Source organism: Pseudomonas sp. FW300-N1A1 (assembly GCF_058789115.1).
Genome location: NZ_JBYTBK010000003.1, coordinates 46,000 through 63,818, shown reverse-complemented (window position 1 = coordinate 63,818; position 17,819 = coordinate 46,000). Strand labels below are relative to the sequence as shown.

The following is a 17,819-nucleotide window of genomic DNA, read 5'->3' as shown; positions in this document are numbered from 1 at the left end:
ATGGGGTCATCAGCCTCAGGCCTTGGCCAGCTCCGGCAAGTCACCGCTCAACCCCAGCGCCTGGCGCACGAACAGCGCCTTGGCTTCGGGCATCTGGTCGACCACTTTCAAGCCGGTATTGCGTAACCAGCGCAGCGGCAGCGGGTCGGCCTGGAACAAGCGCTCGAACCCTTCCATCGCCGCCATCAGCGCCAGGTTGTGGGGCATGCGCCGGCGCTCATAGCGACTGAGGACTTTAACGTCCGCCAGGCGCTCGCCACGGCTGGCGGCTTGCAATAGCACCTCAGCCAGCACCGCCGCATCGAGGAAACCCAGGTTGACGCCCTGCCCGGCCAGCGGGTGGATGGTGTGGGCCGCATCGCCGATCAGGGCCAGGCCCTCGGCCACATAGCGTTTGGCGTGGCGCTGGCGCAACGGCACACAGAGGCGCGGGTCAGCACTCAGCACCGTGCCCAGGCGGCCCTCGAAGGCGCGCTCCAGCTCGCGGCAGAAGCCTTGGTCATCCAGCGCCATCAAGCGCTCGGCTTCGTCCGGGGTGGTCGACCAGACGATCGAGCACCAATCCTGTTGTCCATCACGCTCCAGGGGCAGGAACGCCAGCGGACCGTGATCGGTAAAGCGTTGCCATGCCGTCATCTGGTGCGGCAGCGAACTACGAACGCTGGTGACGATGGCATGATGCAGGTAATCCCACTCCCGGGTCGCGACGCCGGTCAGGCGACGCACCGCCGAGTTGGCACCATCCGCCGCGATCACCAGCGGAGCCCGCAGCGTACGGCCGTCGGCCAGGGTCAGCAGCCAGTCATCACCGGAACGGCGCATCTGCTCCAGACGGGCATTGGCCAGCAGGCCCAGGTCGCAGTCGTGCAGGCGCTCGAGCAACGCATCCTGAACCACCCGGTTCTCGACGATATGCCCCAGGGCTTCGGCATGAACGCTGGCGGCCGAGAAATGGATCTGCCCGGTGCCGCTGCCGTCCCAGACCTGCATGTCCGAGTAAGGGCTGCAGCGGCGTTTGACCACGCCTTCCCACACACCCAGGCGCTCAAGGATCCGCTGGCTGGCAGCCGACAAGGCACTCACCCGCGGCTCGAACGGCGACTGCGCATCGAATGGCTTGACGCTCAGGGGGCTGCCATCGAGCAGCAGGACTTCCAGCCCGCTGTTCTGTAACGCCAGCGCCAAGGCACTCCCGACCATTCCGGCCCCGACAATCAGCAGATCTGCGCGCATGTCCATGCTTTAAGCCTGTCTCGCTTGCGGCTTGAGCCGCACGTAATGGGTTTTCTTAAACATCGGAACGTGTTCCCAGGCCCATGGCCTGCCGGGCGAACCAGCGTTTGGCCGGCGGCAACAGGTCCAGGCCCAGCAGGCCGATGTTGCGACCCAGGGACACCAGCGGCTGAGTGCTGCCGAACAAGCGGGTCACCTGATCGGAGAAGCCCACGGTCAGGTTCTGGTCCAGCCGCTGGCGTTCGCGATAGGCCTGCAACGTGGCGAAATCACCCGGGGAGCCCGGGTTGGCGAGCAAGGCTTCAGCCAGCGCCTGGGCATCGCGCAACGACAGGTTGAATCCCTGGCCGGCAATCGGGTGCAGGCTGTGGGCGGCATTGCCCAGCACAGCCAGATGCGGACGCACCTGCTCTTCGGCCTCGATCAGCGACAAGGGATACAGATGCCGGGCACCCACCTGTTTCAACGAGCCCAGGCGGTAGCCGAACACTCCCTGCAGCTCGCTGAGGAACCTGCGCTCATCCAGGTCGGCCAGGCGCTGCGCGTCCATGCCCTGACGGGTCCAGACCAGTGCGCAGCGGTTTTCCGGCAGCGGCAACAGGGCCATCGGGCCGTCATCGGTGAAGCGTTCGAAGGCCATGCCGTTGTGCGCTTCGCTCGGGGTGATGTTGGCAATCAACGCACTCTGGTTATACGGGCGTTTCTTGACGCCGATCCCCAATTGCTCACGCAGCCCCGAACGGCCGCCATCGGCCAGTACCGCGAGGTCGCATTCAAGGCAGGTTTCATCGTTGAGGGTCAGGCGGTAGCCGTCTTCCAGCGGTTCCATGCGCGTGACTTCGGCCGGGCAGCGCCAGCTGATCACGTCCTTGTCCAGGCCTTGCCAGAGGCATTGGCCCAGCCAGGCGTTCTCCACCACATAACCGAGGGCCGGAACGCCCTCTTCCATGGCCGACAGCCGCGCGGTCGAAAAACGACCACGGTCGGAAACATGGATTTGCTTGATCGGCTCGGCGCGACGGGAAATTTCCTGCCACAGGCCCAGCCGTTGATAAATCTGCCGGGCGCCAAACGACAACGCCGACGAGCGTGCGTCATAGCTGGGCTGGTAGCTGTCGCCGGGCGCGAAGGGTTCGATCAGCACGATCTTCCAGCCACGGCTCTTGGCCCCAGCCTGCAAGGCCAGCGCCAGGCTGGCACCGACCAGGCCGCCACCAATGATTGCCAGATTGACGCGGCTCATGCGGCTTGGGTCCGTGCCGCGGCCATCAGGGCCTCGATCTCGGCGACCGTTTTCGGCACGCCCCGGGTCAGGACTTCACAGCCTTGTCTGGTTACCACCACGTCATCCTCGATGCGCACGCCAATGCCGCGCCATTTCTTCGCCACGTTCAGGTTGTCCGGGGCAATGTAGATGCCCGGTTCGACGGTCAAGGCCATGCCGACTTCCAGCACCCGCCATTCACCGCCGACCTTGTACTCGCCAACATCATGGACATCCATGCCCAGCCAATGGCCGGCGCGGTGCATGTAAAACGCCTTGTAGGCTTCGCTGGCGATCAACTCGTCGACATCGCCGTGCAACAGACCGAGCCGCACCAGGCCGGCCGTAATCACTTGAACCGTCGCCTCGTGCGCCTGATTCCAGTGTTTGTTCGGTGCAATCTGGGCGAATGCGGCTTCCTGCGATGCCAGCACCAGCTCGTAGATCGCTTTCTGCTCTGCTGAAAACTTGCCGTTGACCGGCCAGGTGCGGGTGATATCGCTGGCGTAGCAGTCGATCTCGCAACCGGCGTCGATCAGCACCAGATCCCCGTCCTTGAGCAGTGCGTCATTGCTCTGGTAATGCAGGATGCAGGTGTTACGCCCGCTGGCGACGATCGATCCATAGGCCGGCATTTTCGCCCCGCCCTTGCGGAACTCGTAGTCGAGCTCCGCTTCCAGGCTGAACTCGTACAAACCGGCACGGCTGGCCTGCATCGCACGGATATGCGCCTGCGCGGAAATCCGCGCGGCTTCGCGCATCACCTTCACTTCTGCCGCCGATTTATACAGGCGCATGTCATGCAGCAGATGATCCAGGGCAACGAATTCGTTCGGCGGCTGGGCACCCAGGTGCGCTTTGGAGCGGATCACGTTGATCCAGTCCATCAGGTGCCGGTCGAACTCCGGGTTGCTGCCCATGGCCGAATACACCCGGTCACGGCCTTCGATCAGGCCCGGCAGGATGTCGTCGATGTCGGTAATCGGGAAGGCATCGTCGGCACCGTACTCACGGATGGCGCCTTCCTGTCCGGCCCGCAGGCCGTCCCACAGTTCGCGTTCGGCGTTGCGCTCGCGGCAGAACAGAATGTATTCGCCATGTTCCCGGCCAGGCATCAGGACGATAACGGCCTGAGGCTCGGGAAAACCACTGAGGTACTGAAAGTCGCTGTCCTGCCGGTAGACGTGCTCGACGTCGCGATTGCGGATCGCCACGGCGGCGGCCGGCAGGATTGCGATACTGTTGGGTTCCATCTGCGCCATCAACGCCTTGCGGCGACGGGTGTATTCCGATTTCGGGATATGGATCATGGGCAGATGGAGGTCCCTTGCAGGCGGATCAGTGCAGAGAAGGCTTGGCAGCGGGCGCCGCCTTGCTGTTCTCGGTGAACAGCAGCAATGGGGCAACCCGCAGGTACTCCATGACTTCCATGTAGTCGCTTTCGCCGTCGTCGGACTCTTCCAGGGCGTCTTGCACCTGAGCGATGGCCGCCAGGTCCTGCAACACTTCGCTGGCTTCGGTGCTCAGCGCGCTGCTGTCACGGCAGTTCAGGCCAAACCCGCTGAGGAAGCCCTGGCACCACTGGCCCAGTGCGGCCGCGCGCTCGGTGAGCGGCGCGTCGTCGGACGGCAGCAGCAGAACGACGGTCATGTCGTCGCTGGTCAACTCGCCCTTGACCATCTCCTGCAGGCCGATCAGGGCGTTGCGAACGCTGTCTTGTGGTTCACCTTCGAGCAGTTCGGCGGCATCGACCAGCCAGCCGTCTACTTCGAAGCCGGCACCGGCGCAGCTGCGACCGAGTAGCAGGCCGTGCAGTTCGGCGGGCGAGGCGGGATGACCGCTGGAACTCAGCAGGGTGGCGAAGGCTTGATACGGAGAATTCTGAATGGGCATGGGCAGCTAGGCGCCAAGCGGCGCTATGTCTAGAATGAAGCCCTGTATCCTACATCGACAGACACGCCAAGACTATTAAAGGCTGACCGCCAGTTACCGCCCATCAGACAAATCCTGTGGAACACGTATGGAAGACACCGACCTGCAAGCGCTGATGGCCAGACTCGAACTGCTAATTACTCGAGTCGAGCAACTTAAGAGTCAAAACGGACTCTTACTAGCTCAGGAAAAAACCTGGCGCGAGGAACGCGCGCACCTCATTGAAAAAAACGAAATCGCCCGGCGTAAGGTCGAATCGATGATTTCGCGCCTCAAGGCCCTGGAGCAAGACTCATGAGTTCAAGCAATAGCGTCACCGTGCAGATCCTCGACAAAGAATACTCGATCATTTGCCCCCAGGAAGAGCGCAGCAATCTGGTGAGCGCTGCCCGTTACCTGGACGGCAAGATGCGCGAAATCCGCAGCAGCGGCAAAGTCATCGGGGCCGACCGCATTGCCGTGATGGCCGCGCTGAACATCACTCACGACCTGCTGCACAGCCAGGAACGACCGGACGTGCAGGCCAGCGCCTCGACCCGCGAGCAAGTGCGCGACCTGCTCGATCGCGTGGACCTGGCGCTGTCCAGCGATACGGATGTCAGCAAAGGCTGATTCCTGAGGGTGGTTGCGGTATACTCGCGCCACTCCCTGGGGTTCTTGCCAGTTGACGATGTCCCTGAGCCGATTCGCACTACCCTGGAGGTTGCACGTTGGGCTGGTGTGCATGTCCGCTAGACGGAAAGCCTTAAAGCCTACTGCATCTTCCACCTTGAACTTTCGGGTTCAAGGGCCAAGTTGACAGCGGTTCATCCGGGGAGCCTGATTCAAGCCGATGCTGGTTATTGCCGGCATTGGCTTTTTACGACGCCACCGTCCTGGTGCCCTCGACACTCGAACAGCCCATGACGATGACCGAACCTGCGCCGCTTTCCCGCCCGCAACTTCGAAGCATGCTGCGCACGGCCCGCCGCGCCCTGTCGCGCAGTGAGCAACGCCAGGCCGCCCGCGGGCTATATCGGCAGTTGGCGCAACAACCACTGTTTCGTCGAGCCAGACATATCTCCCTGTACCTGCCCACCGACGGTGAAATCGATCCGCGCTTGCTGCTGCGTGAAGCACAACGCCGGGGCAAGGCGACCTACCTGCCGGTGCTCAGTGCCTGGCCGCGAACCAAAATGGTTTTCCAGCGTGTTCGTCCCGGCGAAAAGCTGCGGCCCAATCGTTTCCGCATCCCCGAGCCACGGATCAACCCGGCCCGGCAACGCAAGGTCTGGGCGCTGGACCTGGTGTTGTTGCCGTTGGTCGGTTTTGACGAAAGCGGTGGACGACTGGGGATGGGTGGCGGCTTCTATGACCGCAGCCTGGCCTACCTGGCGCGCCGCAAGAATTGGCGCAAGCCGATCCTGCTGGGGCTGGCCCATGAATGCCAGAAAGTCGAGAAATTGGCTCAAGCGAGCTGGGACGTACCCTTGCAGGCAACGGTGACTGACAGGCGATGGTATGTTGCAGACCAGGCGCCACCGAAGGCCGCGACACCTGTTAGTTGAGCATCAACGCTTGAAGGGTGGTACCTGTTGCGCGACTTCGATCGGCGCATCGGTCTTGTTCGCCCACAGGCTTTGCGCGTAACCGGTGGTCACGACGCCCAAACCGAACACAATCACCAAAACCCATAGTAAATCCGGTTTGCGTTTCATCGATTGCCCCCCTCAAGGCATATCACACACGATGTCAGCAGCGGTGTCCGTTACAGGCCGTGCTTGCCGCGTCTTGCTTAAAAGTCCGGCATTCTGCGGTAACGTGCAGCGACACGCAAACGCTGGCGCCAACCGACTGTCGGTTTGTCATAAAATGGCCGAACGACTTTCCCAGCGCCCTTTTCGGAGCATAAAAGATGGCCTATTGGCTGATGAAATCCGAGCCCGACGAGCTCTCGATCAAAGGCCTTGAACGGCTCGGCGAAGCCCGCTGGGACGGCGTTCGCAACTACCAGGCACGCAACTTCCTGCGGACCATGGCGGTCGGCGACGAGTTTTTCTTTTACCACTCCAGCTGCCCCGAGCCCGGGATTGCCGGGATTGGCCGGATCGTCGAAGCCGCCTATCCGGACCCGACGGCGCTTGAGCCTGAAAGCCATTACTACGACCCAAAAGCCACGCCCGAAAAAAACGCCTGGAGCGCGATCAATGTCGCGCACGTCGAGACGTTTCCCCGCGTGCTCAAACTCGACTACCTCAAACAACAAACCGCACTGGCCGACATGCCGCTGGTACAGAAAGGCTCCCGGCTATCGGTGATGCCGGTGACAGCCGAGCAGTGGGCGGCAGTGTTGGCGTTGCGTTCGTAAGCCATGCGGCGATTGCACACAGGCAGTCGCCGGCAAGCAACACGCTTTATTGAATGATCAGGTTGTTGAACAACAGATCCTCGACCACCGGCTTACCGGTTTCGTCGTTCATTACCTGCTGGGTCTGCTTCAAGGCTTCCTGGCGCAGCTTCTCTTTGGCCTCGGTGTTGTTCATGGTCTCGGTGGTTTGCTGGGCGAACAGGGCAACCAATTGGTTGCGGATCAACGGTTCGTTGGCCTTCACTGCCTTGGCCGCTTCATCACCCGTCACCCGCAGTGCCACGTCGGCCTTGTAGACCTTGAGTTTGGGCGTGCCATCCAGGCCGTAGTTACCCACGAACGGCGGGCTCAGGCTGATGTAGCTGACTTTCGGCGCCTCGCCCTCTTTGGCTTCTTCGGCCATCGCTGCCACAGGCAGAGACAGGGCCAGCAACAACATGATCCACGCTTTCACAATTCGCTCCTTATCCGGTTTGCGGCCCAGCATAGCGACCCGCCCCGACAAGCCCAAGCGCAAAGCTTATGGCTGGCTATCAGGGCGGGGCATGCTCGTTGACCGCTTGACTCACACACCTACACTTATCGGCCATCACTCCCAAAGGAATAGCCCTGATGAAAGCCGTGCTGTGCAAAGCCTTCGGCCTCGCCGAATCGCTGGTGCTGGAAGAAGTCGCCAGTCCTGTCGCCAAGAAGAACGAAATCCTGCTGGAGGTGCACGCCGCCGGGGTCAACTTCCCGGACACGCTGATCATCGAGGGCAAGTACCAGTTCAAGCCGCCCTTCCCGTTTTCCCCGGGCGGTGAGGCGGCGGGCGTGGTCAGCGCGGTCGGCGAAAAGGTCAGCCACCTCAAGGTGGGCGACCGGGTCATGGCGCTGACCGGCTGGGGCAGCTTTGCCGAGCAGGTGGCAGTGCCGGGCTACAACGTGTTGCCGATCCCGCCGTCCATGGACTTCAACACCGCCGCGGCCTTCAGCATGACCTACGGCACCTCGATGCATGCCCTGAAACAGCGTGGCCAGTTGCAACCTGGGGAAACCTTGCTGGTGCTGGGCGCGTCCGGTGGCGTGGGCCTGGCTGCCGTGGAAATCGGCAAGGCCATGGGTGCCCGGGTCATCGCCGCCGCCAGTAGCGCCGAGAAACTTGCCGTGGCCAAGGCCGCCGGTGCCGATGAGCTGATCAACTACAGCGAAAACAGCCTCAAGGACGAAATAAAGCGCCTGACCGATGGTCAGGGTGCCGACGTGATCTATGACCCGGTCGGCGGCGACCTGTTCGACCAGGCGGTTCGCGCCATCGCCTGGAACGGTCGGCTGCTGGTGGTGGGTTTTGCCAGCGGCCGCATCCCGGAACTGCCCGTGAACCTGGCCCTGCTCAAAGGCGCAGCCGTGGTGGGGGTGTTCTGGGGCTCGTTTGCCCAGCGCCAGCCTCAAGACAACGCGACGAACTTCCAGCAGTTGTTCGACTGGTTTGCCGAAGGCAAGTTGAAGCCACTGGTGTCCCAGGTGTATCCGCTCAGCAATGCTGCGCAAGCCATCAACGATCTTGGCCAGCGCAAGGCAGTTGGGAAGGTGGTGGTACAGGTCCGCTAAATCGCACACGCGACCTGAATACCGGCAGAGGGTGTCCAGGTCGCTTTCTCCCCTTCCTCTATAGCAACTTGCGAATTTCTGCAGGGATCACTCGTTTGTACCTGAGCGATGGATGCTCGCGGCAGCGATCAACAATGTCCGGCACGCTGGCATTGAACTTGGCGATCAGCGCCAGTCGCTCGGTTTCCGGTAACTGCTCTGCGTGAAACACGCTCGACAGATGCCCTCGGGTGTAATGAAAGGGTGTCGCGTCCATCCAACTCGAACGTGGCGTATTGACCGTGTATTGAGTGATTTCCCGACACAACAATCGACTCAACCACTGGTTAACGCCCAAAGGCAAATCCAGATCCAGACTAAAACGCATCGGCGCGATCACCTCCACTTCAGCCTGGGTGTCGGCATCGACGGCCCAGGACTTGAAGCGCCACTGACTGATAACCGCCTTGGCTGCCTCGGCAACACCCGGAGGGGCGCTTTCCAGCACCCTCACCTGGCTGACCGAGCCATCGGCCTGGATGGTCAAGCCAATTTGCACTTCGCCGGAAATCCCCGCCCGCTGAAGTTCCCTGGGGTACTTCGGCTTGGGAGTGTAATCCGGGACCAGGTACAGAGCCCCGGCCACCCCATCACCCGCGGCACACAACAGTAAAACCAGACCAAGCCAGCGCATGACGCCCCTCCGCGATCGATGTACCAGATTTGGCACCCGCGCTAAAGGTTAAAACTCACCCTCCGGCAACCCCATCCCCCCACTTCCGATCCAGACGCGGGAAACCTCCCAAAACGTCGCCCTTCCTTACGTGTAGATCTCGTTGATGTCAGCCGAAGTAAAACGCCCTACGCCGTCGCCTACTTATATCTGAGCGACATGTTCATAAAAGAATGTGCGACTTTGTTCATTTACGCCTTTTTAACAGATGAGAAGCAGTGCTATTTTCGGTAACGAAACTGTAACATTCGCATCCGCAGTCAAAACAAGAATTCTGGAGCTCTTGAATGTTTGCTTTCTTTCGCCCTGCCGCACATCAGGCGCCATTGCCTGAAGAAGACGTAGACAGCACGTACCGGCGCCTGCGCTGGCAAATCTTCGCCGGGATATTCATTGGGTATGCGGGTTACTACCTGCTGCGCAAGAACTTCTCCCTGGCCATGCCCTACCTGATTGAAGAAGGCTATACCCGCGGTCAGCTGGGCCTGGCGATGTCGGCTATCGCGATTTCCTATGGCCTGTCGAAGTTCTTGATGGGCCTGGTGTCCGACCGCTCCAACCCGCGCTACTTCCTGCCATTTGGCCTGCTGGTGTCGGCCGGGGTGATGTTCGTGTTCGGTTTCGCACCTTGGGCGACGTCCAGTGTGACCATGATGTTCATCCTGCTGTTCATCAACGGTTGGGCCCAGGGCATGGGCTGGCCGCCGAGCGGGCGGACCATGGTGCACTGGTGGTCGCAGAAGGAACGCGGTGGCGTGGTGTCGGTATGGAACGTCGCGCACAACGTCGGTGGCGGCCTGATCGGCCCGTTGTTCCTGATTGGCATGGGCCTGTTCAACGACTGGCATGCGGCGTTCTACGTGCCTGCCGCCGTGGCGCTGCTGGTCGCGGTGTTTGCCTTTATCATGATGCGCGACACCCCGCAATCGGTGGGCCTGCCGCCGATCGAGAAGTACAAGAACGACTACCCGCACGGCTACGATGACAGCCACGAAGAAGAATTCAGCGCCAAGGACATCTTCGTCAAATACGTGCTGCGCAACAAAATGCTGTGGTACATCGCCCTGGCCAACGTATTCGTCTACCTGCTGCGCTACGGCGTACTGGACTGGGCACCGACCTACCTCAAGGAAGCCAAGCACTTCACCGTCGACAAGACGTCCTGGGCGTACTTCCTCTACGAGTGGGCCGGCATTCCGGGCACCCTGCTCTGCGGCTGGCTGTCGGACAAGGTGTTCCGTGGCAATCGCGGCCTGACCGGCATGGTGTTCATGGCGCTGGTGACCGTCGCCACCCTGGTTTACTGGCTGAACCCGGCCGGCAACCCGACGGTCGACATGATCGCACTGGTGTCGATCGGCTTCCTGATCTACGGCCCGGTGATGCTGATCGGCCTGCAGGCGCTGGAACTCGCTCCGAAGAAAGCCGCTGGCACGGCGGCAGGCTTCACCGGTCTGTTTGGCTACCTGGGCGGCTCGGTCGCGGCCAGTGCCGCCATGGGCTACACCGTGGACCACTTCGGCTGGGATGGCGGTTTCGTGCTGCTGATCGGTGCTTGCCTGCTGGCCATGGCATTCCTGGCGCCGACCCTGTGGCACAAGCAAGTGGCCAGTCAGGGCCGTGAAGCGATCGCTTGATCCTTCGATGACCCGCAACGCTTGAGCCGCGCCTCCAGATTCCGGTCTGGCATGGCGTGGCTACGAAGGGCACTGGCGGTCTGCTCGACATAATCGCGAGTGGTGCCGTAGCGCCCGCAAGCGTTTTCGAACACTTGGCTCAGTACGTGATCCGGCAAGTTACCGGCATAACTGGGCAGGTGTCGCTCCAATACAAACCCCAATGCCTGAACCTTGCTGCCATCCGCCAACCGGCAGGTGAGCCAGTGCGGACGATAGGACGGCACCGGCATTTCGCGCTGCCAAAGGGCATAGAGTGAAGCCTCCAGTTGCTCTTCGGGCAGGCGGTAGGCAAAGCCACTGCACGAACCGCCCCGATCCAGACCAAACACCAGGCCCGGCAACTCCGGCGTGCCACGGTGTTCGTGGGACCACAGGTACAAGCCGCGATGGTAGCCATGCACACGTGCGCGCACCCGCTCGACCGCCGTGCATTCCGGGCGCCAGATCAATGAGCCGTAGGCGAACAACCACACCGGCCCGCCCTTGTGTCGGGCCAGGGTGCTTTGCATGGAGTGAAGCAATTGCTCGTGCGTCAGTTGCGGCCCCAGATCGAGCCGCGGAGGGTAAGCCAGATTCAAAAAAGCAGATTCAATGGCTGTCATGGCGAATAGCGTTCAGCTCCCCGCGGGTAAACAATTACTCAATAGAACGCACGGGCGTAACAATAAGGCACATTTGTTTCAAGGCAACTTAAGTGCCATGGCATGGTGCTGAACGGGATGTCTGAATGACATATAGCCGCTCGGTATTTATTCAATTGAATAAATACCGATGGGCTATATAGAGAGTTGGAACGAAGGCGTTTCGATTAACGAATGCGGATCAAGATCGTGGATCAAGATCGCGGCTCAAGAGCGCGGATCAAGATCGCGGCGCATATGCAAATACGTCGGCGCGCATTTGATGGGCATCCATCCCGGCTTCGACCAGCGCATCCAGCGTGCCGTAGACCATCGCGGGCGAGCCGCTGGCGTAGACGTGCAGGGCCTTGAGATCAGGGAAATCCTGGCAGACCGCCTCGTGCAACATGCCGCAGCGCCCTTCCCAGCCGCACAGGTCGCTGACGACCTGGTGCAGGAACAGGTTGGGCAGCTTCATCCATTCATCCCAGTGTTCCATCTGGTAAAAATCTTCAGGACGGCGCACGCCCCAATACAGATGCACCGGATACTTGAAGCCTTTGGCCCGGCAGTGCTCGAGCAGGCTGTGGATCTGCCCCATACCGGTGCCTGCGGCGATCAGTACCAGCGGCCCTTCCGGCAGTTCCGCCAGGTGGGTGTCACCGAACGGCAACTGGACCCGCGCCATGCGATTGCGCTGCAACTGCTCGATCAGACGCAGTGCGCTGGCTTCGCGCGCCAATACATGAATTTCCAGGTCGCGACCGGAATGGGGAGCCGAGGCCAGGGAAAAGGCCGATTTCTCGCCATTCTCACGCTCGATCATCAGGTACTGGCCGGCGTGATAGCGCGGCGGCTTGCCGGCCGGTGCCCGCAGGCGAACCCGCCAGGTATCCCCGCCGACGTCCTTGCACTCAATGACCTGACACGACAAGGTGCGCACCGGCAACTCTCCCAGCGCAAGGACGCCATCCCACAATACGATGCAGTCTTCCAGCGGCTCTGCAATGCAAGTGTAGAACTCGCCGTGGTCACGCACATTGCCGGACTGCTCGACCCGACCTTCGACCAACAGCGCCGCACAGACGTGGCAGTTACCGTTACGGCAGCTCTGCGGGCATTCGTAGCCCAGGCGCCGCGCCCCATCGAGAATCCGCTCGCCGGGCAGTATCTCTAGCACTGCTCCGGACGGCTGCAAGGTTACACGCATCAATCTATTCCTAATTGATTCCAGATGGCATCGATCCGGCGTGTCACCGCCTCATCCTTGACGATTACCCGGCCCCACTCGCGGGTGGTTTCACCAGGCCACTTATGCGTGGCATCGAGTCCCATCTTCGACCCCAGGCCGGAAATCGGCGAGGCGAAGTCGAGGTAGTCGATTGGCGTGTTATCGATCATCACCGTATCGCGCTTTGGGTCCATGCGCGTGGTGATGGCCCAGATCACGTCGTTCCAGTCGCGGGCGTTGATATCGTCGTCAGTGACGATAACGAACTTGGTGTACATGAACTGTCGCAAAAACGACCAGACACCCAGCATTACCCGCTTCGCGTGGCCCGGGTACTGCTTCTTCATGGTCACGATGGCCATTCGGTACGAGCAGCCTTCGGGTGGCAGGTAGAAATCGGTGATCTCCGGGAACTGCTTTTGCAGGATCGGCACGAACACTTCGTTCAACGCCACACCGAGGATCGCCGGTTCATCCGGTGGACGTCCGGTGTAGGTGCTGTGGTAGATCGGCTTGATGCGATGGGTGATGCGCTCGACGGTGAACACCGGGAAGCTGTCGACTTCGTTGTAATAGCCAGTATGGTCGCCGTAAGGGCCTTCGTCGGCCATCTCGCCCGGATGGATCACGCCTTCCAGGATGATCTCGGCAGTGGCCGGTACTTGCAGGTCGTTGCCACGGCACTTCACCAGCTCGGTACGGTTGCCGCGCAAGAGGCCGGCGAAGGCGTACTCGGACAGGCTGTCCGGCACAGGCGTCACCGCCCCCAGAATGGTTGCCGGGTCAGCGCCCAGCGCCACGGACACCGGGAACGGCTGGCCCGGGTGCTTCTCGCACCACTCGCGGTAGTCCAGCGCGCCGCCACGGTGACTCAACCAGCGCATGATGACCTTGTTGCGGCCAATCACCTGCTGGCGATAGATGCCGAGGTTCTGCCGGTCCTTGTTCGGCCCCTTGGTCACCGTCAGGCCCCAGGTGATCAGCGGGCCGACATCGCCCGGCCAGCAGGTTTGCACCGGCAGCATCGCCAGGTCGACGTCGTCGCCTTCGATGACCACCTCCTGGCAGACCGCGTCTTTGACGACCTTGGGCGCCATCGAGATGATCTTGCGGAAGATCGGCAGCTTGGACCAGGCGTCTTTCAGGCCCTTGGGCGGCTCGGGTTCCTTGAGGAAGGCCAGCAGCTTGCCAATCTCGCGCAGCTCGCTGACGGCCTCTGCACCCATGCCCAGGGCCACGCGCTCTGGCGTGCCGAACAGGTTGCCAAGCACCGGGATGTCATAGCCGGTGGGGTTCTCGAACAGCAGCGCCGGGCCTTTGGCCCGCAAGGTGCGGTCGCAGACCTCGGTCATTTCCAGCACTGGGGACACCGGGACCTGGATGCGCTTGAGTTCGCCGCGCTGTTCCAGACCGCTGATAAAGTCGCGCAAGTCGCGATACTGCATGCGTGAGCCTCGTATTGGCCGTGGCGTTCGGGGCTGGCAGTTTAGCGCCGAACCCCGGGGTTCAGAACACTGAACTGCCAGTTCATCAATAATCAGATAACAAAAAGCCGGGTTTCCCCGGCTTTTTGTTGAGCCTTGTCAACTTACTTGCGTTTCATCGACAGGAAGAACTCATCGTTGGTCTTGGTCTGTTTCAGCTTGTCGATCAGGAACTCGATGGCCGCCACTTCATCCATCGGATGCAGGAGCTTGCGCAGGATCCACATGCGCTGCAACTCGTCGTCAGCCGTCAGCAACTCTTCACGGCGGGTGCCGGAACGGTTGATGTTGATGGCCGGGAAGACGCGTTTTTCAGCGATACGACGATCCAGTGGCAGCTCCATGTTGCCGGTGCCCTTGAATTCCTCGTAGATCACTTCGTCCATCTTCGAGCCGGTTTCAACCAGCGCGGTGGCGATGATGGTCAGCGAGCCGCCTTCTTCGATGTTCCGTGCAGCACCGAAGAAACGCTTTGGTTTCTCCAGGGCGTGAGCATCGACACCACCGGTCAGTACCTTGCCGGAGCTCGGGATCACGGTGTTGTAGGCACGTGCCAGACGAGTGATGGAGTCGAGCAGGATGACCACGTCTTTCTTGTGCTCAACCAGGCGCTTGGCCTTCTCGATCACCATTTCGGCAACCTGCACGTGGCGGGTTGGCGGCTCGTCGAACGTCGAGGCAACCACTTCGCCGCGCACGGTGCGCTGCATTTCCGTCACTTCTTCAGGACGTTCGTCGATCAACAGCACGATCAGATGAACTTCCGGGTTGTTACGGGTGATATTGGCTGCGATGTTCTGCAACATGATCGTTTTACCGGCCTTTGGCGGTGCAACGATCAGACCACGCTGGCCTTTGCCGATAGGTGCGCACAGGTCGATGACACGACCGGTCAGGTCTTCGGTGGAACCGTTGCCGGCTTCCATCTTCATGCGCACGGTCGGGAACAGCGGGGTCAGGTTCTCGAAGAGAATCTTGTTCTTCGCGTTCTCGGGACGATCGTAGTTGATCGTGTCGACCTTGAGCAGTGCGAAGTAACGCTCGCCTTCTTTCGGCGGGCGGATCTTGCCAACGATGGTGTCACCGGTGCGCAAGTTGAAGCGACGGATCTGGCTTGGCGAGACGTAGATATCGTCCGGGCCGGCCAGGTAAGAAGCGTCCGAGGAGCGCAGGAAGCCGAAGCCGTCCTGGAGAATCTCCAGCACGCCATCACCGGAGATTTCCTCGCCGCTTTTCGCGTGCTTTTTGAGCAAGGAGAAAATCACGTCCTGCTTGCGCGAACGGGCCATATTTTCTATGCCCATCTGTTCGGCCAATTCGAGCAGTTCGGTAATCGGCTTTTGCTTGAGTTCAGTCAGATTCATATAGGAATGACGTAATCATTTATGGAGGGGGGGGAAATTAAGCCTTCGGCTTAATGAGGCCGCGCCGCGGAGAAGGCGACAGGATCGCGTACTTATTCGAAAAGGAGAGCGTCGGCGACGGCTTGCAGGGGGCACTGGAGGAACCAGTGCGGGACCGAATGTAACACCTGAGTTTAGGAGCGTCTAGCCCTGAATAACGAAAAAGCCCCGCGATTTGCGGGGCTTTTTGGGTGACACTTGCAACGACGCTTAGATGTTGGCGTCGAGGAAGGCAGCCAGTTGCGACTTCGACAGCGCACCGACCTTGGTGGCTTCGACGTTGCCGTTCTTGAACAGCATCAGCGTCGGGATACCACGCACGCCGTGCTTGGCCGGGGTTTCCTGGTTCTCGTCGATGTTCAACTTGGCAACGGTCAGCTTGCCTTTGTAGGTCTCAGCGATTTCGTCCAGGACCGGAGCGATCATCTTGCATGGACCGCACCACTCAGCCCAGTAGTCGACCAGTACAGCACCTTCGGCCTTGAGTACGTCAGCTTCGAAGCTAGCGTCGCTAACGTGTTTGATAAGATCGCTGCTCATGGAAGTCTCCAGGTTGTAAGCAAAAAAACGTGGCCCATCATAGCTGCCCTTCCCTCGTTCAGGAAGCCGCAGATGATTGAGCCTCGCTATGGCGGCCCATGACTTTGGGTATAGCTCAAGTCAAGTGATGGCGCGCCCCCTCGCCACAGACGTTGTCTGGATCAAGGCATTCAGCGCTGCGCGTTGGCGGCGGCGGTTGATCGTGGCACGATGGGCGGGTTATCGACCGAGACCCCCACACCATGCCCCAATCCCAAGCCAAGAATCTGTCCCTGATCGCCGCTATCGACCTGGGCTCCAACAGCTTTCATATGGTTGTAGCCAAAGCTCACCACAATGAAATCCGGATTCTCGAGAGGCTTGGCGAGAAGGTTCAACTGGCTGCCGGGATCGACGAAGAGCGCCAGCTCAGCGAAGAGTCCATGCAGCGCGGGCTCGATTGCCTGAAGCGCTTTGCCCAACTGATCAACGGTATGCCCCAGGGCGCCGTGCGGATCGTGGGCACCAACGCCCTGCGCGAAGCGCGCAACCGTGCCGAATTCATCCGCCGGGCCGAAGAAATCCTCGGCCACCCGGTAGAAGTCATCTCCGGCCGTGAAGAAGCACGCCTGATCTACCTGGGCGTCTCCCACACGCTCGCCGACACCCCGGGCAAGCGCCTGGTGGCCGACATTGGCGGTGGCAGCACCGAGTTCATCATCGGCCAGCGCTTTGAGCCGCTGCTGCGCGAAAGCCTGCAAATGGGCTGCGTGAGCTACACCCAGCGCTATTTCAAGGACGGCAAGATCACCCCGGCCCGCTACGCCCAGGCGTACACCGCGGCACGGCTGGAGATCATGAGCATCGAACACGCCCTGCACCGCCTGACCTGGGATGAAGCCATCGGCTCCTCAGGCACTATCCGCGCCATTGGCCTGGCACTGAAAGCGGGTGGCCATGGCACCGGCGAGGTCAACGCCGAAGGGCTGGCCTGGCTCAAGCGCAAGCTGTTCAAACTCGGCGACGCCGAGAAAATCGACTTTGAAGGCATCAAGCCCGACCGTCGTGCCATCTTTCCCGCCGGCCTGGCGATCCTCGAAGCGATTTTCGACGCGCTTGAGTTGCAACGCATGGACCACTGTGAAGGCGCCCTGCGCGAAGGCGTGCTCTACGACCTGCTGGGCCGTCACCACCATGAAGACGTCCGTGAGCGCACCCTGGGCTCACTCATGGAGCGCTACCATGCTGACCTGGAGCAAGCCGCACGCGTCGAGCGCAAGGCCCTGCATGCGTTCGACCAGGTGGCAGCAGACTGGGACCTGGACGACGGTGTCTGGCGCGAATTGCTGGGCTGGGCGGCCAAGGTCCATGAAGTCGGGCTGGACATCGCTCACTACCAGTACCACAAGCATGGCGCCTACCTGATCGAGCACTCCGACCTCGCCGGCTTCTCCCGTGAAGACCAGCTGATGCTGGCACTGCTGGTGCGTGGCCACCGCCGCAACATCCCCAAGGACAAGTTCGCCGAGTTCGGCGATGACGGCATCAAGCTGATTCGCCTGTGCGTGCTATTGCGCTTTGCGATTCTGTTTCATCACATCCGTGGCACCCAGGCGATGCCGCAGGTCACGCTGCATGCCAATGGCGACAATCTGGATGTGCAGTTCCCGGAGCACTGGCTGGACGAAAACCAGCTGACCCAGGCCGACTTTGCCCTGGAGGCGGAGTGGCTGACCCGGGTGGGCGTGGTGTTGAACGTTCGCTGAAAACAAAAATGGCGATCCACACGGATCGCCATTTTTTTG

General features: G+C 61.0%; 19 protein-coding genes and 1 other RNA gene. 8 read left to right on the top strand and 12 right to left on the bottom strand.

All coding sequences use genetic code 11. The annotated features are described in order from the left end of the window. Window positions 1–15 precede the first annotated feature (15 nt). From AC3WQN_RS03905 to AC3WQN_RS03890, 4 genes are read right to left on the bottom strand one after another with little or no spacing between them, the layout of a single operon-like run. Window positions 16–1,233: a 2-octaprenyl-3-methyl-6-methoxy-1,4-benzoquinol hydroxylase gene (locus AC3WQN_RS03905; protein WP_178081876.1), complete on the bottom strand. Its 1,218-nt coding sequence runs from the start codon at window positions 1,231–1,233 to the stop codon at window positions 16–18. Window positions 1,234–1,288: 55 nt separating this feature from the next. After that, window positions 1,289–2,476, bottom strand: a complete 1,188-nt coding sequence (gene ubiH, locus AC3WQN_RS03900; protein ID WP_103398735.1) for a 2-octaprenyl-6-methoxyphenyl hydroxylase — start codon at window positions 2,474–2,476, stop codon at window positions 1,289–1,291. Next, window positions 2,473–3,807: a Xaa-Pro aminopeptidase gene (pepP, locus tag AC3WQN_RS03895; protein ID WP_103398734.1), complete on the bottom strand. Its 1,335-nt coding sequence runs from the start codon at window positions 3,805–3,807 to the stop codon at window positions 2,473–2,475. Before pepP ends, ubiH begins: the two co-directional genes overlap by 4 nt. Window positions 3,808–3,835: 28 nt before the next feature. Beyond that, window positions 3,836–4,390, bottom strand: a complete 555-nt coding sequence (locus tag AC3WQN_RS03890; RefSeq protein ID WP_103398733.1) for a YecA/YgfB family protein — start codon at window positions 4,388–4,390, stop codon at window positions 3,836–3,838. A 127-nt stretch (window positions 4,391–4,517) separates the two neighbouring features. Here AC3WQN_RS03890 and AC3WQN_RS03885 point away from each other — a divergent pair, with 127 nt between their 5' ends. The 4 genes from AC3WQN_RS03885 to AC3WQN_RS03870 all read left to right on the top strand — a co-directional run bounded on the left by AC3WQN_RS03885 (window position 4,518) and on the right by AC3WQN_RS03870 (window position 5,976). Further along, complete coding sequence (locus AC3WQN_RS03885; RefSeq protein ID WP_007982902.1) at window positions 4,518–4,727, top strand: TIGR02449 family protein; 210 nt, start codon at window positions 4,518–4,520, stop codon at window positions 4,725–4,727. Further along, window positions 4,724–5,041: a cell division protein ZapA gene (locus tag AC3WQN_RS03880; RefSeq protein WP_095081860.1), complete on the top strand. Its 318-nt coding sequence runs from the start codon at window positions 4,724–4,726 to the stop codon at window positions 5,039–5,041. The genes AC3WQN_RS03885 and AC3WQN_RS03880 overlap by 4 nt, the downstream gene beginning before the upstream one ends. Window positions 5,042–5,071: 30 nt before the next feature. Further along, a non-coding RNA gene (gene ssrS / locus AC3WQN_RS03875) (6S RNA) lies at window positions 5,072–5,250 on the top strand. Between the two features lie 87 nt (window positions 5,251–5,337). Further along, window positions 5,338–5,976 carry a 5-formyltetrahydrofolate cyclo-ligase gene (locus AC3WQN_RS03870; protein WP_103398857.1) on the top strand — a complete coding sequence of 213 codons (639 nt, stop codon included), beginning with the start codon at window positions 5,338–5,340 and terminating at the stop codon, window positions 5,974–5,976. 3 nt (window positions 5,977–5,979) lie between these two features. On the opposite strand, the gene AC3WQN_RS03865 is transcribed toward AC3WQN_RS03870, so the two are convergent. Beyond that, complete coding sequence (locus AC3WQN_RS03865; RefSeq protein WP_095148672.1) at window positions 5,980–6,126, bottom strand: hypothetical protein; 147 nt, start codon at window positions 6,124–6,126, stop codon at window positions 5,980–5,982. 197 nt (window positions 6,127–6,323) lie between these two features. Here AC3WQN_RS03865 and AC3WQN_RS03860 point away from each other — a divergent pair, with 197 nt between their 5' ends. Then, window positions 6,324–6,776, top strand: coding sequence for an EVE domain-containing protein (locus tag AC3WQN_RS03860; RefSeq protein WP_103398732.1), 453 nt, complete (start codon window positions 6,324–6,326; stop codon window positions 6,774–6,776). 46 nt (window positions 6,777–6,822) lie between these two features. Here AC3WQN_RS03860 and AC3WQN_RS03855 read toward each other — a convergent pair whose 3' ends face one another. Beyond that, on the bottom strand, window positions 6,823–7,230 hold the full coding sequence (locus AC3WQN_RS03855) for a flagellar basal body-associated protein FliL (RefSeq protein WP_095081864.1): 408 nt from the start codon (window positions 7,228–7,230) through the stop codon (window positions 6,823–6,825). 158 nt (window positions 7,231–7,388) lie between these two features. Here AC3WQN_RS03855 and AC3WQN_RS03850 point away from each other — a divergent pair, with 158 nt between their 5' ends. Then, complete coding sequence (locus AC3WQN_RS03850) at window positions 7,389–8,366, top strand: NADPH:quinone oxidoreductase family protein (RefSeq protein ID WP_103398731.1); 978 nt, start codon at window positions 7,389–7,391, stop codon at window positions 8,364–8,366. Between the two features lie 58 nt (window positions 8,367–8,424). On the opposite strand, the gene AC3WQN_RS03845 is transcribed toward AC3WQN_RS03850, so the two are convergent. Next, entirely contained in the window at window positions 8,425–9,039 is a 615-nt protein-coding gene (locus AC3WQN_RS03845; RefSeq protein ID WP_256587196.1) for an energy transducer TonB, read from the bottom strand. Window positions 9,040–9,365: 326 nt separating this feature from the next. Between AC3WQN_RS03845 and glpT the strand changes: the two genes are divergently transcribed. Next, entirely contained in the window at window positions 9,366–10,715 is a 1,350-nt protein-coding gene (glpT, locus tag AC3WQN_RS03840; protein ID WP_103398730.1) for a glycerol-3-phosphate transporter, read from the top strand. Here the strand turns inward: glpT and AC3WQN_RS03835 are convergent. The 5 genes from AC3WQN_RS03835 to trxA all read right to left on the bottom strand — a co-directional run bounded on the left by AC3WQN_RS03835 (window position 10,691) and on the right by trxA (window position 16,035). Beyond that, a complete protein-coding gene (locus AC3WQN_RS03835) occupies window positions 10,691–11,359 on the bottom strand; it encodes a gamma-glutamylcyclotransferase (RefSeq protein ID WP_095148673.1) in 669 nt (222 codons plus the stop codon). The two genes, glpT and AC3WQN_RS03835, sit on opposite strands and share 25 nt — an antisense overlap. 259 nt (window positions 11,360–11,618) lie before the next feature. Then, window positions 11,619–12,587 carry a CDP-6-deoxy-delta-3,4-glucoseen reductase gene (locus AC3WQN_RS03830; protein ID WP_103398729.1) on the bottom strand — a complete coding sequence of 323 codons (969 nt, stop codon included), beginning with the start codon at window positions 12,585–12,587 and terminating at the stop codon, window positions 11,619–11,621. Continuing rightward, window positions 12,587–14,053, bottom strand: a complete 1,467-nt coding sequence (gene ubiD, locus AC3WQN_RS03825) for a 4-hydroxy-3-polyprenylbenzoate decarboxylase (RefSeq protein WP_095081871.1) — start codon at window positions 14,051–14,053, stop codon at window positions 12,587–12,589. Before ubiD ends, AC3WQN_RS03830 begins: the two co-directional genes overlap by 1 nt. A 143-nt stretch (window positions 14,054–14,196) precedes the next feature. Next, window positions 14,197–15,456, bottom strand: a complete 1,260-nt coding sequence (gene rho / locus AC3WQN_RS03820; protein WP_020295939.1) for a transcription termination factor Rho — start codon at window positions 15,454–15,456, stop codon at window positions 14,197–14,199. 249 nt (window positions 15,457–15,705) lie between these two features. Further along, on the bottom strand, window positions 15,706–16,035 hold the full coding sequence (trxA, locus tag AC3WQN_RS03815; RefSeq protein ID WP_003206727.1) for a thioredoxin TrxA: 330 nt from the start codon (window positions 16,033–16,035) through the stop codon (window positions 15,706–15,708). Window positions 16,036–16,277: 242 nt separating this feature from the next. Here trxA and ppx point away from each other — a divergent pair, with 242 nt between their 5' ends. Then, complete coding sequence (gene ppx, locus AC3WQN_RS03810) at window positions 16,278–17,780, top strand: exopolyphosphatase (RefSeq protein ID WP_103398728.1); 1,503 nt, start codon at window positions 16,278–16,280, stop codon at window positions 17,778–17,780. Window positions 17,781–17,819 lie beyond the last annotated feature (39 nt).

Bases quoted from the DNA above. Each gene is read 5' to 3' on its own strand.
- AC3WQN_RS03835 (WP_095148673.1), bottom strand. From the start codon at position 11,359: ATGACAGCCATTGAATCTGCTTTTTTGAATCTGGCTTACCCTCCGCGG.
- ppx (WP_103398728.1), top strand. From the start codon at position 16,278: ATGCCCCAATCCCAAGCCAAGAATCTGTCCCTGATCGCCGCTATCGAC.
- AC3WQN_RS03830 (WP_103398729.1), bottom strand. From the start codon at position 12,587: ATGCGTGTAACCTTGCAGCCGTCCGGAGCAGTGCTAGAGATACTGCCC.
- AC3WQN_RS03870 (WP_103398857.1), top strand. From the start codon at position 5,338: ATGACCGAACCTGCGCCGCTTTCCCGCCCGCAACTTCGAAGCATGCTG.
- trxA (WP_003206727.1), bottom strand. From the start codon at position 16,035: ATGAGCAGCGATCTTATCAAACACGTTAGCGACGCTAGCTTCGAAGCT.
- pepP (WP_103398734.1), bottom strand. From the start codon at position 3,807: ATGATCCATATCCCGAAATCGGAATACACCCGTCGCCGCAAGGCGTTG.
- ubiH (WP_103398735.1), bottom strand. From the start codon at position 2,476: ATGAGCCGCGTCAATCTGGCAATCATTGGTGGCGGCCTGGTCGGTGCC.
- AC3WQN_RS03905 (WP_178081876.1), bottom strand. From the start codon at position 1,233: ATGCGCGCAGATCTGCTGATTGTCGGGGCCGGAATGGTCGGGAGTGCC.
- AC3WQN_RS03880 (WP_095081860.1), top strand. From the start codon at position 4,724: ATGAGTTCAAGCAATAGCGTCACCGTGCAGATCCTCGACAAAGAATAC.
- glpT (WP_103398730.1), top strand. From the start codon at position 9,366: ATGTTTGCTTTCTTTCGCCCTGCCGCACATCAGGCGCCATTGCCTGAA.
- rho (WP_020295939.1), bottom strand. From the start codon at position 15,456: ATGAATCTGACTGAACTCAAGCAAAAGCCGATTACCGAACTGCTCGAA.
- ubiD (WP_095081871.1), bottom strand. From the start codon at position 14,053: ATGCAGTATCGCGACTTGCGCGACTTTATCAGCGGTCTGGAACAGCGC.
- AC3WQN_RS03885 (WP_007982902.1), top strand. From the start codon at position 4,518: ATGGAAGACACCGACCTGCAAGCGCTGATGGCCAGACTCGAACTGCTA.
- AC3WQN_RS03890 (WP_103398733.1), bottom strand. From the start codon at position 4,390: ATGCCCATTCAGAATTCTCCGTATCAAGCCTTCGCCACCCTGCTGAGT.
- AC3WQN_RS03850 (WP_103398731.1), top strand. From the start codon at position 7,389: ATGAAAGCCGTGCTGTGCAAAGCCTTCGGCCTCGCCGAATCGCTGGTG.
- AC3WQN_RS03860 (WP_103398732.1), top strand. From the start codon at position 6,324: ATGGCCTATTGGCTGATGAAATCCGAGCCCGACGAGCTCTCGATCAAA.
- AC3WQN_RS03845 (WP_256587196.1), bottom strand. From the start codon at position 9,039: ATGCGCTGGCTTGGTCTGGTTTTACTGTTGTGTGCCGCGGGTGATGGG.
- AC3WQN_RS03865 (WP_095148672.1), bottom strand. From the start codon at position 6,126: ATGAAACGCAAACCGGATTTACTATGGGTTTTGGTGATTGTGTTCGGT.